The 12,971-nt window shown below is 34.3% G+C and carries 11 protein-coding genes; 3 read left to right on the top strand and 8 right to left on the bottom strand.

What is annotated here, in order from left to right:
• Positions 1–16: 16 nt before the first annotated feature.
• The 3 genes from uvrB to A9G45_RS04320 all read right to left on the bottom strand — a co-directional run bounded on the left by uvrB (position 17) and on the right by A9G45_RS04320 (position 4,668).
• Positions 17–2,020 carry an excinuclease ABC subunit UvrB gene (gene uvrB, locus A9G45_RS04330; protein ID WP_065568455.1) on the bottom strand — a complete coding sequence of 668 codons (2,004 nt, stop codon included), beginning with the start codon at positions 2,018–2,020 and terminating at the stop codon, positions 17–19.
• A 383-nt stretch (positions 2,021–2,403) separates the two neighbouring features.
• Positions 2,404–3,876, bottom strand: a complete 1,473-nt coding sequence (modF, locus tag A9G45_RS04325) for a molybdate ABC transporter ATP-binding protein ModF (RefSeq protein WP_065568456.1) — start codon at positions 3,874–3,876, stop codon at positions 2,404–2,406.
• 15 nt (positions 3,877–3,891) lie between these two features.
• A complete protein-coding gene (locus A9G45_RS04320) occupies positions 3,892–4,668 on the bottom strand; it encodes a TOBE domain-containing protein (protein WP_065568457.1) in 777 nt (258 codons plus the stop codon).
• Positions 4,669–4,962: 294 nt separating this feature from the next.
• On the opposite strand from A9G45_RS04320, the gene modA reads away from it, so the two are divergent.
• From modA to modC, 3 genes are read left to right on the top strand one after another with little or no spacing between them, the layout of a single operon-like run.
• Positions 4,963–5,715, top strand: coding sequence for a molybdate ABC transporter substrate-binding protein (gene modA / locus A9G45_RS04315; RefSeq protein ID WP_065568458.1), 753 nt, complete (start codon positions 4,963–4,965; stop codon positions 5,713–5,715).
• A 25-nt stretch (positions 5,716–5,740) separates the two neighbouring features.
• A complete protein-coding gene (modB, locus tag A9G45_RS04310) occupies positions 5,741–6,430 on the top strand; it encodes a molybdate ABC transporter permease subunit (RefSeq protein ID WP_065568459.1) in 690 nt (229 codons plus the stop codon).
• A gap of 6 nt (positions 6,431–6,436) precedes the next feature.
• Positions 6,437–7,117 (top strand): molybdenum ABC transporter ATP-binding protein, encoded by a 681-nt coding sequence (gene modC, locus A9G45_RS04305; protein ID WP_065568460.1) that lies wholly within the window; start codon positions 6,437–6,439, stop codon positions 7,115–7,117.
• Here the strand turns inward: modC and A9G45_RS04300 are convergent.
• From A9G45_RS04300 to A9G45_RS04280, 5 genes are all read right to left on the bottom strand, one after another.
• On the bottom strand, positions 7,096–7,848 hold the full coding sequence (locus A9G45_RS04300) for a UDP-2,3-diacylglucosamine diphosphatase (protein ID WP_065568461.1): 753 nt from the start codon (positions 7,846–7,848) through the stop codon (positions 7,096–7,098). The genes modC and A9G45_RS04300 overlap by 22 nt on opposite strands.
• Complete coding sequence (ppiB, locus tag A9G45_RS04295; protein ID WP_065568462.1) at positions 7,841–8,332, bottom strand: peptidylprolyl isomerase B; 492 nt, start codon at positions 8,330–8,332, stop codon at positions 7,841–7,843. Before ppiB ends, A9G45_RS04300 begins: the two co-directional genes overlap by 8 nt.
• A 58-nt stretch (positions 8,333–8,390) precedes the next feature.
• Positions 8,391–9,248: a bifunctional methylenetetrahydrofolate dehydrogenase/methenyltetrahydrofolate cyclohydrolase FolD gene (gene folD, locus A9G45_RS04290; protein ID WP_065568463.1), complete on the bottom strand. Its 858-nt coding sequence runs from the start codon at positions 9,246–9,248 to the stop codon at positions 8,391–8,393.
• Positions 9,249–9,307: 59 nt separating this feature from the next.
• Positions 9,308–10,000 (bottom strand): DUF2884 family protein, encoded by a 693-nt coding sequence (locus A9G45_RS04285; RefSeq protein WP_065568464.1) that lies wholly within the window; start codon positions 9,998–10,000, stop codon positions 9,308–9,310.
• Between the two features lie 1,341 nt (positions 10,001–11,341).
• Entirely contained in the window at positions 11,342–12,694 is a 1,353-nt protein-coding gene (locus tag A9G45_RS04280; RefSeq protein WP_065568465.1) for a hypothetical protein, read from the bottom strand.
• Between the last annotated feature and the right edge of the window lie 277 nt (positions 12,695–12,971).

The raw sequence follows: 12,971 nt of genomic DNA, 5'->3' as shown, positions 1-12,971 counted from the left end.
CTTGTCAAATGCGCCATCAAGATACTTTTATAAAATCCGCACGTAATTTTTTTATTTCATCACGCAACACACCTGCTTTTTCAAATTCAAGATTTTGAGCAGCTTCATACATCATTGCTTCAAGTTCTTTCACTTTTGCTTGTACTTCTTTAACTGAAACATAATGGTATGGTTTGCCTGGTTCAAATGCCTGTACTTTGGCTGTTGACTTTTTAGTGCTTAAACCTGCTTCTAATATGTCTTTAATTTCTTTGCGTACCGATTTTGGTGTAATGCCATGCGTTGTATTAAAGTCTTCTTGTTTTTTTCGACGGCGAGCAGTTTCGTCAATCGTTTTTTGCATAGCTGGCGTTATTCTATCAGCATACAATATGGCTTTACCATTCACATTTCGAGCTGCGCGCCCAACGGTTTGAATGAGAGAACTTTCCGAGCGCAAAAAACCTTCGCGATCAGCATCTAATATTGCCACTAAAGAGACTTCTGGTATATCTAGCCCTTCTCTTAATAAGTTAATCCCAACGAGTACATCCACTTTTCCTAAGCGTAAATCTCGAATTATTTCCATTCGTTCAACTGTGTTGATATCTGAATGTAAGTATTTTACATTGACACTATGTTCTGACAAATAGTCAGTTAAGTTCTCTGCCATACGTTTAGTTAGTGTAGTTACTAATATTCGCTCGTCGTTATTAATACGAATTTTGATTTCAGATAGCAGATCATCAACTTGTGTAGCAACGGGCCTAACCTCGATAATAGGATCGAGCAGCCCCGTAGGCCTAACTACTTGCTCAATGATTTCTCCACCAGATTTTTCTATTTCATATTTGGCTGGTGTTGCTGATACATAAATAGTTTGTGGCATAATATTTTCAAATTCAGTAAACTTTAAAGGTCGATTGTCTAGCGCTGATGGTAAGCGGAATCCATATTCAACCAAATTAAGTTTTCGAGAACGATCACCATTATACATTGCCCCCAATTGCGGAATAGCAACATGAGATTCGTCAATAAACAATAAACCATCTGCTGGCAAGTAATCAAATAACGTTGCAGGTGGATCACCTGGATTGCGTTGAGCTAGAAAGCGTGAATAATTTTCTATCCCAGAGCAGTAACCAAGTTCACTCATCATTTCAATATCAAATAGTGTTCGCTGGGTTAAACGTTGCTCTTCCAATAGGCGATTATTGTCTAATAACACCTTTTGCCGTTCTTTTAGCTCCTGTTTAATTTGTGCTATGGCATTTTCCATAATATTTCTTGGTGTAACATAGTGCGTTTTAGGATAAATGGTGATTCGCGATACTTCACTAACACTGCTACCTGTTAAAGGATCGAACATTACAATACGATCGACTTCATCATCAAATAGCTCAACACGTACAGCAAGCTCATCAGAGTCAGCAGGAAAAATATCTATCACATCCCCTCTCACGCGAAACGTACCACGGCTAAAGTTTATTTCGTTACGAGTGTATTGCAATTCAGCCAAACGAGTTAAGATTGAGCGCTGATCAGTAATCGTGCCTTTTGTTAAGTGCAATATCATCGACATATACGTTTCTGGCGCACCTAAACCATAAATGGCTGAAACCGAAGCAACGATCACAACATCACGCCGTTCTAATAGTGATTTAGTGGCAGAAAGACGCATTTGTTCTATATGTTCATTGATTGATGCATCTTTTTCAATAAAAGTATCAGTTGATGGCACATAAGATTCAGGTTGATAGTAATCATAATAAGATACAAAATATTCCACCGCATTTTCCGGGAAAAAAGCCTTCATTTCGCCATATAACTGGGCTGCTAATGTTTTATTGGGCGCCAAAATGATTGTAGGGCGGTTATGCTGAGCAATAACATTTGCCATAGTAAATGTTTTACCCGATCCTGTTACCCCTAATAAAGTTTGATGTGCAATTCCGTCATCAAGATTTTGATTAATTTTTTTTATAGCTTCAGGTTGATCACCAGCGGGCTTAAATTCGGAACATAATTTAAATTTTTTCATTACTCACAACCTAATATTTTACCTATTAATAAAAAATTATCCCCAAAAGGACTTGACCTTCAAAAATCTTCTATTTTTTGTTCAGCTTCCTTTTTAATTTATAAAAAAAACAACAAATGCACCTCTTGATTTATGGTATCTTATTGATATTAAACAAAAAACATTTTTATGCTTAAGTTACAATCAAATCAAGAAAAATCCTGATAGTGACTGGGGTTAGCGCTTTTTTCAATAAACTATTAACAGAGTTATCCACAGGTAACGGGGATAACTTCATAAGTGTAGCCTTTATAAAATGTTTTCATTTATCAAGATAAATTTTCAAAAAAAAATCCTTTTTATTTTGAAGATCATTTCTATTTTTAACATCAATTTTAATAGTTCTAACTAATTATTTTACTTAGCTGTTCAATTTGATATTGATAGCTATGATCAAACTCAGGAACAAAAGTTAATCGATGTGTGATGCATTTTGGGGCATCCTCAGCATGATGAGAAACAAATATCAACTGTGTGTGCCCCTCATTAATTAAACGATCTATCCAGCGTTTTACTAATTCTCTATTAAGATGATCAAGCCCTTGTAACGGTTCATCTAAAATAAGCAGTGTCGGATGTTTGACCAAAGCTCTGGCAATAAGTATTAACCTTTGTTGCCCCCAAGAAAGCGACTGAAACGGTTTATCGGCTTGCGCTTGCAACCCTAGCAATTGTAACCATTCATCAACCAGTTTAGCTTGTTTATCACTTGTTGCTTGGTAAACACCAATCGAATCAAAATAGCCAGACAATAACACGGTTTTAACACTAGAACTAACACGATAATTCAAATGCAAGCTACTGCTCACATAACCGATATGGCGTTTAATATCCCAAATCGTTTCACCCGAACCACGTTTGCGCCCAAATAAAGTAAGATCATTGCTATATCCTTGCGGATGATCGCCTGTTATTAAACTTAATAACGTTGATTTACCTGCGCCATTAGGCCCAACAATTTGCCAATTTTGCTTGGCTTTTACTTGCCAAGTTAATCCATTAATAATTGCTTTATCATCATAATAGACATAACCATTTTTTAATATGACACGATCTAATTGATCGGCTAATGGTGTTGGGGGTTCATCGGCCTCTGGTAAGGACATATTGGGTATATTTTCTAAATCAGCTAATTGCTTAACTGTTGTATCGTTTAATATTGTGTGCTTTGTGTCAATTTTCAATAGTTGACAATCGGCTAATATGCCAATATTTTCGATAAAAGTAGGGATCTCGTTAAATCGATTTAAAACAAGAGCAATAGTGACTCCTTGCTTTGCAAGCACTGCAAGTATTTCTACTAAATTTTCACGGGATGCGGCATCTAAACCATCAAAAGGTTCATCTAATATTAAAAAATCAGGTTGTTGCATTAGCGCTCGGCAGATTAGCGTTTTACGTGTTTCCCCCGTTGAAAGATATTTAAAACGTCTAAGTAATAAATGTTCAATCCCAAATTGTTGTGCTAGTTGCTGGCAAAGCTCTTGATTACTCATATTTTGTTGAATAATTTGTTCAGTGCTCAGCCCCGTATCATTTTCACCTTCACTTAACATGTCAGTATTGTTTCGCTTCCATTCATCATTAATCAGTTTTTGAAGTTGTTCAAAAGAGATATCAACTATAGATTTAAATTGATTGATAATTTTCCCTGATAATAGTTTTTGTTTGCCAGCCAATGCTTTAGCAAGTACAGATTTACCACTGCCATTACGCCCCACAAAAGCAACATTACCAGCTTGTTGAATTGTTAATGATTCAATGGTAAAAACTTGGTAGTCATTAATTTTAAAATGTGCATTTTCTATCTGTAGCATGATAACCTCATATTACTAAACTAATGTAGTAACAATAATATGTTGTGGATTAATAGATAGTTTAACCTGTTTGCCTATAATTAATCTCGATTGCTTAATTTCATTAGCTAATTTGCTAGCATAAAGCACAATGCCAGAGGGTAGTGAGCAAGCGATTTCACTCCATTTGCCATCAGTCGTGATTTTTTCAATAGTGACCGATAGGCAGTTCTCATTAGCATCGTTCAATTCAATTAAGGGAGCTTTAATTAGCAACAAGACTGTTTTATCTGTACCCAACTTTAACCGTTCAATACTTGGTTGAGTGATGTAAGCTTTTAGCTCTGTTTTATTATCACTTAACTGCACAGTAATAAATCCAGCAATCCCACTTGTTTGAATCTGTTTAACAGCACCATATAACTGATTACGTGCACTAGTTTGCAAAGATAAACTGGCAGTGGCTTTTAGAATATCATCTAATGGAATTTTGTCGTCACTAAGAATATTAAATGCTTTTTGTTGTAGATGAGTTAATAATTCATAAAGTTGAATAAACCTAACAGCATAGGCACTCAACTTAGTTCCTCCTCCATTTTTACCGCCAATTGCTGTAATTAAAAAAGGCTTAGGCGCTAGCTTGTTAATCTCATTGATAGCGTCCCATGCTGTTTTATAGCTGACCCCAATTTCCTTGGCAGCCTGACTTAATGACCCCGTTTGTTCAATAGCTTTTAACAACGCAATGCGCCTCGGGTCAGTAAATAACTGTTGATGAATATTCAACGTTAATAAAATTTCAGGAGAAAACATAATGTAACACCATGAACAATCAACTAATTAAAGGAAAGAGTAAGGTAATTATTGTAGACCCTTTTTGACATTCCTTCAAAAAAGTTAAAAATCTTATTGGTTGTTTTATAAAAAACCGTTTTATAGAATTTGTTTAATTGTACTTTATAAATAAAGTTTGTTATTATCGATATGTTATTTTTTATATAGCGATTATTAAATATTCTATTGATAACATAAAATTTATTTATAATAATCAATCCAATATATAGCATTGGCAGCCCAAATAAACTTACTATTATTGTGAGGAGTAAAATGAAAAAAGTTATTGGAATTTTGCAAATTATCATAATGATGACAGTAACCTTTTTAGCATCAGCAGCCGAAAAAATAACGGTATTTGCCGCTTCGTCATTGACTGATTCTATACAGAATATCGCTGCTATTTATAAAGTTGAACATGAAGATACCGATATTGTGTTTTCATTTGCTTCATCATCAGTATTAGCTAAACAAATTGAACTAGGTGCACCTGCTGATATCTTTATGTCAGCGGATCAAAAGTGGATGACTTACCTTATTGAACATAACGTAGCTAAAAATAAACAAGATCTTTTGAAAAACACATTGGTTCTTATTGCTCCCAAGCAATCGAAATTAAATCATGTTGTTATTAATACTCAAACTGACTGGGAAGCAATTTTACCTAAAGGGGAAAAAATAGCCATTGGCGATCCAGATCATGTTCCTGCTGGACTTTACGCCAAAGAATCCTTAACCAATTTAGGAATATTTAATAAATTGTCACCACAATTTGCTCCTGCTAGCAATGTACGTGACGCATTGATGTTAGTCGAGCGTAATGAAGCTACGCTTGGTATTGTCTATAGCACAGATGCAAAGGTAAGCGATAAGGTAAAAATTATTGGGACATTCCCTATGGATACTTTTAAGCCTATAGAATATCCCATTACCTTATTGAATCCCAAAGCAAACGATTTTTATCAATATTTAAATTCGCCACAAGCTAAAGCCATTTTTAAACAATACGGTTTTATAATAAAATAATTTATCGCCAAGTGTATTTTGAAATATGTTATTAAGTGAATTTGAATGGCAAACTTTATTACTTAGTTTAAAGATAGCTACTTCGGCAATTGGGTTTAGCTTACCAATAGGAATTTTAACTGCTTGGGTATTAGCCCGCTGTCAATTTTTTGGTAAATCGCTATTTGATAGCATTATACATCTTCCACTTGTTTTACCTCCCGTAGTTTTAGGTTATTTATTGCTAATAACTATGGGCCGGCATGGTATAATTGGTGAATGGTTAAATAATAATTTTAATATCAATTTCAGCTTTAATTGGCAGGGGGCAGCTTTAGCTTCGGCGGTGGTAGCTTTTCCGCTAATGGTTCGATCAATTCGTTTAGCCATTGAATCGATTGATATCCGCCTTGAAAACGTAGCTCGTACTCTTGGTGCTCATAAATGGCGAGTGTTTATAACTATCACGTTACCTTTAGCTGTTCCTGGCATTTTAATGGGAATGGTGCTAAGTTTTGCACGTTGTTTAGGAGAATTTGGTGCAACCATTACGTTCGTATCAAATATTCAAGGTGAAACCCGCACTTTACCTCTCGCAATGTATACATTTCTGCAAATTCCCAACGGTGAACACAGTGCACTACGGCTTTGTATTATTTCAGTTGTGTTATCACTAATTGCACTTTTTTTATCCGAATGGTTAAATCGTTGGCATAAAAACAAAATTGCAGGATAATAATTCATGTTACAAATACAAATTAGCAAACAACTGGCTTCATTTTCGTTCCAATTCAAGCATGACATAAAATGTCAAGGTATCACCGCTATTTTAGGGGTTTCTGGATCGGGAAAATCCACACTAATTAACCTTATTAATGGGTTAATTAAGCCTGATCATGGCTATATTCAACTAAATAATACTCTTCTGGTTGATTGTAATAGACATATTTTTATTGCCCCAGAAAATAGGCAGATTGGCACCATTTTTCAAGATGCATTACTTTTCCCTCATTATAAAATTATAAAAAACCTTACTTATGGAGCTAAGAATTTAAATCTGTCAAAATTTGACGAAATCGTCAATGTGCTTAATATTCGTTCATTATTAAATCGTTATCCAGCCACTTTGTCTGGTGGCGAAAAGCAACGAGTGGCAATTGGTCGAGCGCTATTAACCAACCCGTTATTGCTATTGATGGATGAACCACTTTCGGCACTTGATATGCCAAGAAAAAAGGAATTATTAATCTATATTAAAAAATTATCTAATGAGTTAAATATACCCATTATTTATGTGACCCATAATATTAATGAAGCTAAACAGATAGCCAATAATGTGGCAATATTAGATCAAGGGAAGCTGATTGAATTTGGTAAGGTCGAGCATGTGTTACAAAGTGATTATTTGAAAGAATGGCTATAAAGCTCCAAAGTATTGCTATCTTGTGATTGCTTAATGTATGTCACACCATCATGCCATGCGCCAAGAACAAGGCGAGTTGCACTGCGCCCTTCAATTTGAAAATGGTGAGTTGCAGGTTTATGTGTATGACCATGCACCATAATATCAGCTTTATGCTCCGCCATCATCTTAACCACAGCGCGTTGATTTACATCCATAATAGTTCCAGATTTTATTTGATTATGTTGGCTACTTTTTTGTCGCAGCTTAGCCGCAATTTTTAGTCGAAAGAACAAAGGCAGTAATAAAAACAGTTTTTGTAACCATTTATTATGCATGATTTTTCTAAACTTTTGATACTGAGAATCGTCAATACATAATAAATCACCATGTAAAAATACGATATTTGTTTCTTGATTAGGTAAACAATTAATTTCTGGCAATATAGTCATATCACATTGCTGAGCATACTTTTTACCCAATAGAAAATCGCGGTTTCCATGCACAAAATATTTAGTGATGCCTCGTTTTGATAACCGGCACAATGCTTGGACAACTTGTTGATGTAATTCAGTCTTTACATCATCACCAACCCAATAATCAAAAAGATCGCCTAAAATATAAAGCTCACAATTTTCAGGTAAGGTATCTAGAAAAGACAAAAAACCTGCGGTTATATCGCTATAACCAGAAGCAGGTTTATTATCTGCTAGATGAATATCTGCAATAAAATAACGAGCTGGATTATTCAACCGTTACACTCGTAATAATAATATCTTCAACAGGAACGTCTGAATGCATGCCACTGCGCCCTGTTTTTACAGCTTTTATTTTATCAACCACATCAAGCCCATCAGTGACTTGTGCAAACACGCAATAGCCATAACCATTAACGTCAGCAGAACGGAAGTTGAGATAATCATTATCAACTACATTGATAAAAAATTGAGCTGTCGCAGAGTGTGGATCTGATGTACGCGCCATCGCTAATGTACCACGATCATTTTTTAAACCATTATCTGCTTCGTTTTTAATAGGCGCATTCGTCTTTTTCTGCTTCATGCCTGGTTCAAAACCGCCACCTTGAATCATGAAATTATTAATAACACGATGGAAGATTGTATTGTTATAAAAACCAGCTTTACAATATTCAACAAAATTTTTGACGGTTTCAGGGGCTTTATCGTCAAAAGTTTTGATCTTAATATCACCTAAATTAGTGTGAAATATAATCATTACATATTCCTTATTTTTATTTAATGTACATCTTTCTATAAAATTTAATGAGTCGGAGTCAATTTGGCTTACTAAATTTTTCACATGCTTCAAGCGTGTTACTCATTAACATAGCAACAGTCATTGGGCCAACACCGCCCGGAACAGGTGTGATCCATCCAGCTCTTTCAACAGCCACATCAAACTCTACATCACCTGCTAATTTACCATCTGACAAACGATTGATACCAACATCAATCACAATTGCTCCTGGTTTAATCCATTCACCTTTAACATAATTTGGAATACCGACACCTGCAACCACTATGTCTGCATTATTGACATGTTTTGCTAAATCAACGGTACGGCTATGGGTAATGGTAGTTGTACAACCTAATAGCAATAATTCTAATGCCATTGGACGACCAACAATGTTTGATGCTCCTACAACAGTTGCATTTAAACCAGATAAATTTATCCCCGTTGATTCTAGCATTTTAACCACACCATATGGCGTACACGGACGTAAAATAGGATCGCGTTGTAGTAAGTGTCCAATATTATATGGATGAAAACCATCAACATCTTTACTTGGATCGATACGTTCAAGGACTTTTGTTTTATCAATATTATCAGGTAAAGGGAGTTGCACTAAAATACCATGCACATCTGGACGTTGATTAAGCTCATCAATTAATGCCAACAACTCATCGGTAGTTGCCGATAAAAAATCATAAGCAAAGGAAGCAAAGCCAACGTCATCACAAGCTTTTTGCTTATTTTTAACATAGATTTTCGATGCAGGATCTGAGCCAACTTGAATCACAGCCAAACCTGGAACAGATAGGCCTTTTTCAATACGTATTTTAACTTTATTAGCAATATCCGTTCGTATTTGTTGTGCCAATGCTTTTCCATCAATAATATGTGCAGTCATAAGCTTCCGTTTAGCTATCTTAGTCATGTTATCATTTTCGCAAAAGTTTTTATTAATGTCTATTTACTTGTGAATTGATTGTTAAGTTGAGTTAATATTAGAGTATATTTCTTATCAATATCTGTTATAACTGAACAAATATGTGCATCAAAAGCTTTTAATTTAGGCTTTTGAGCTTTCCACTCATTTTTAGAGATTTGTTTAATTGCGGCTAAATTCTTAAAAAAATTAAAATGCAAAATACTGCCACCCACGACATTATAGAAAATACGCTGACCAATATCTTCACCGTCTTTTTTTAGATTATTAAAATTTTGGTAGGAAAATCGAGTATAACCATTTTCAGTAATAATCGCAGTATGTAGCAACTGAACTAAACGTTTATATAACTTATTTAACTCACCTTTGAGTTCATTATCATCACTCAACTGATTTTTTATTGCTTTTTCAAACGCCTCTTTAACTTCAGTTAAAAGATTTACTGATTGCAACTCTAAAAGAGGTAGCTGTTGGCGTAATACATGTTGAAATTGAATGAGTTCTTTTTGTAATGAAGGGTTAAGTGTTACTAATTTTTCATTTAAGATAACACGACCATTTTGCGTTATAGTTAAATCATTTTTTTTATTAAAAATATGTACGCTTTCTTTACTTATCGTGATGTTGTAACTAGGTTTAACTCCACACTCTTTTTTAGCGGCAAAAACAGAAACAGGAAAGAAGAAAACGATTAATAGTAAATATTTCAACATATTTATATCCAATTAGTTAATCATATAGATTATAACGTCTAACAGACAAGAAACATAATGAAATTCAATGAGAATTATGATTTTAAACGGCTATAAATGTATTTATAACAAGTGAGCTGAATCTAGCTTGGATTTTAATTAGATGTAACAAAACATCAAGTTGTTTACACTTCACGATGAAAATAATTCCTTAAAAAATCATAAGATGTTTTCCCAGAAAACACTTTATGCGGTTTAACCGTATTATAATAGTTAATAAATTGCCTAAGTTATAGAACTTCTTCGCGTTGTTTACGCGTCATGAATATGCATAAAAATGCAAGATTAACACCTTATCATCGAAAGCAGTTTTAACGTTTATACAAAAGAAAATCGCAGTCACTGGCTTAGCGTTGTGATTTCATATCAGCCGCCTCATGATTTATAGAACATCAAGACTTTACCGTCACAAGTTTTTCAGCCACAATTAATTTCAAATGAGCGTTAAAAAACAATAAAATATGATGTTAAAAGACTGATTAAAATTGAAAAATCGATAGAAGAGCACATTAACCGACAAGCAAAACGTTATGCTATAATAAGAGCTATTCGAACGAGAGATTTCATATTGATACTAAACATTTACCGCCACTTAATAGAGAAACAAAGCAATTCTGATGGTGGATTCCCGTGAGTCATACACAGGTATTTAGGCAATAAATCGTAATTCAACTCAGCCACGTTTTTACAATATAATGTGTGGACATACCAGTGTTAGCACAAACACCTTATACCATTATCAGTATTTACTCAGATAACTGAGTCAAATACAAAGAACTGTTGATCATGCTTTTGTTAAGCTTTGCCAAACCAAACTACATCGTCTTACTAACTTTTACAATACATTTAAACCACATAAAGGCTTAAATGTAGCTATGCCTTATAGAATACTTGAATTTTATTTTTAACCAAAATGAGTAGACAACCAGAGAAATCCTACATTTCATAAAACCAACAGTGCATATTCTTGCACTGCCGTAAGATGATTTTTACTTATTAAAATTATACAGTTAAAATATAATTAAATATTTTCTTATATACCAAAGTAATTAACGTTTACACACTATTTTACTAACATTTCCTCTTTCTGCTTCACGCACAGAAACATAACCAGATAAATTAACTGCAAAATAAATATTATATTGAGCATTGTTTACAAAATTGAATAATGCATTAATATTAAAACATTTAATACAATATCACTAATAAGTATACAATCAATTTACTTTAGCTACTACGGCTAAGTGAAAGTGGCACCTTATAAACTAGATAAGGCACCTACAACAGCTTAGACCATTAACACTATCCCCTACAGGCTACATAATTACTCCACGTTTCATCTCCTTCACCAACATGACCTGAATCAGCATAGATATGATAATGGCTTTCCGAATAATCCGATTTATTTCCTGTCCAATAAACACCACCTCGCCATTGAGAGTCTGGATAAGCCTTTTGATTGATAAACCCCCACTCACTAAATAGTGAACCATCAATAGCTCGCGTTAAAATCCCGCCCCAAAAAACGGCAGGATCATCTTTTTGAAAAGTAAAAGGAGCATTAGTTAGCTCATATCTACCCAGAACATTATTAATACCCCCACACTTTTGCCAAGCACTTTCCTTATGCGCTTTAAAATCACCTTGAGGTATAGCCCAAACAGACGTTGGGGTAAAACTATAATCATAATTAACAGAAGGATTTCTCTTTAATGTCGCCCTTACCGTGACTGTTCCCGTTGGTTTACTTATCAATTTAACCATACCATCTTGATCAATCGAAACACCACTTCCTGGGTTATTGATGACTTGATAGCGATAATCAGTTTGAGCTCCCGTCATTACTAATTGAAATTTGGCACCTGGAAAGCCTGTAGTTGGGAATTTTCTACCTCCAGACACCGTAGTAACCACTTTAAAACCATAATCTGGCACATAATCTCGAGTATAACCTCCACCACCTTTTGAGCGTGTCCGTCCATCTGAAGCGTTCCAATACATTTGATAATGTAAATCTGGATTATCACCAGGTTTGCCCCATTGGCGATCGGGATAAATGATCGCGCCATTTGGTTTGGCATAACATAATTCAGATCTCGATGCTATTTGATATGTTTTAGCTAGTGTACTGGGTTTACTTTCTTTTGGGATCCCATACTCAGAATAGGTTTTTACTTTTGTTTGAATTATCAATTTTAATGGCATTGAAAAACCACTTCCGCAACCTATAATTTTTTTCTTATCATCTCCAGTTATGCGCTTTCCGCTATTGTCATACCACCAATAATAAGTCGATTCAATTTTAAATGGCTGGTTCGCATCGATATTGTCACCATCAATATCGCGATAATTTTTCACCCTATCTAAGTTTGTTGGTGCATAATTTGCCACTTTAAAATCATTAAACGTTAAATTACCATCAAATTCCTTAATTTCACCCGCTTTTATATTACCATTTGCTTCACTATAAAAAACGCCATTAAGCGTAAAGCCTTGCTTATCTGCACTGGATAACGCTATGACCTCTGGTGCATTACCTGTAATAACATTCGTTGTGGCACCGGTTAATATAGCATCAGATGAGCTTACTATTGCCAACTGCGATAATGACACTAAACTCGTTTTAATATTCGATTTAAAACCCTCTTTTATCATACTTTTTATTATTCCTTATACTTATCTTACTAATTTATCCATATAATATAATTAGTTAACTTTGATTTTCAAACAGTGCAAACTTATAATATATTATAGAATATCAAATAACATTAACTTTATTTTAAAGGAATAATACGTTTTGTTGCTAACTTTTTTGTAAAGTTTTGTTAAGAATGGTATATGATGAATTTCAAAATCCGCCTAAATTTTTTTAATAATAAATCTAAATTACTAAAAAATAATCAAGCAGATTGGAACGATCTAATATAAAACC

Origin of the sequence: Gilliamella sp. HK2 (assembly GCF_001690265.1) — a bacterium.
GTDB lineage: Bacteria > Pseudomonadota > Gammaproteobacteria > Enterobacterales > Orbaceae > Gilliamella > Gilliamella apicola_C.
The sequence above is the reverse complement of the archived record's forward strand: the minus strand, read 5'-3'. Positions and strand labels throughout refer to the sequence as shown.

What these genes read in the sequence shown, in the direction of transcription:
- ppiB (WP_065568462.1), bottom strand. Translation starts at nt 8,332, where the DNA reads ATGATTATATTTCACACTAATTTAGGTGATATTAAGATCAAAACTTTT.
- modC (WP_065568460.1), top strand. Translation starts at nt 6,437, where the DNA reads ATGTTACAAATACAAATTAGCAAACAACTGGCTTCATTTTCGTTCCAA.
- A9G45_RS04280 (WP_065568465.1), bottom strand. Translation starts at nt 12,694, where the DNA reads ATGATAAAAGAGGGTTTTAAATCGAATATTAAAACGAGTTTAGTGTCA.
- A9G45_RS04320 (WP_065568457.1), bottom strand. Translation starts at nt 4,668, where the DNA reads ATGTTTTCTCCTGAAATTTTATTAACGTTGAATATTCATCAACAGTTA.
- modA (WP_065568458.1), top strand. Translation starts at nt 4,963, where the DNA reads ATGAAAAAAGTTATTGGAATTTTGCAAATTATCATAATGATGACAGTA.
- uvrB (WP_065568455.1), bottom strand. Translation starts at nt 2,020, where the DNA reads ATGAAAAAATTTAAATTATGTTCCGAATTTAAGCCCGCTGGTGATCAA.
- modF (WP_065568456.1), bottom strand. Translation starts at nt 3,876, where the DNA reads ATGCTACAGATAGAAAATGCACATTTTAAAATTAATGACTACCAAGTT.
- A9G45_RS04285 (WP_065568464.1), bottom strand. Translation starts at nt 10,000, where the DNA reads ATGTTGAAATATTTACTATTAATCGTTTTCTTCTTTCCTGTTTCTGTT.
- modB (WP_065568459.1), top strand. Translation starts at nt 5,741, where the DNA reads ATGTTATTAAGTGAATTTGAATGGCAAACTTTATTACTTAGTTTAAAG.
- folD (WP_065568463.1), bottom strand. Translation starts at nt 9,248, where the DNA reads ATGACTGCACATATTATTGATGGAAAAGCATTGGCACAACAAATACGA.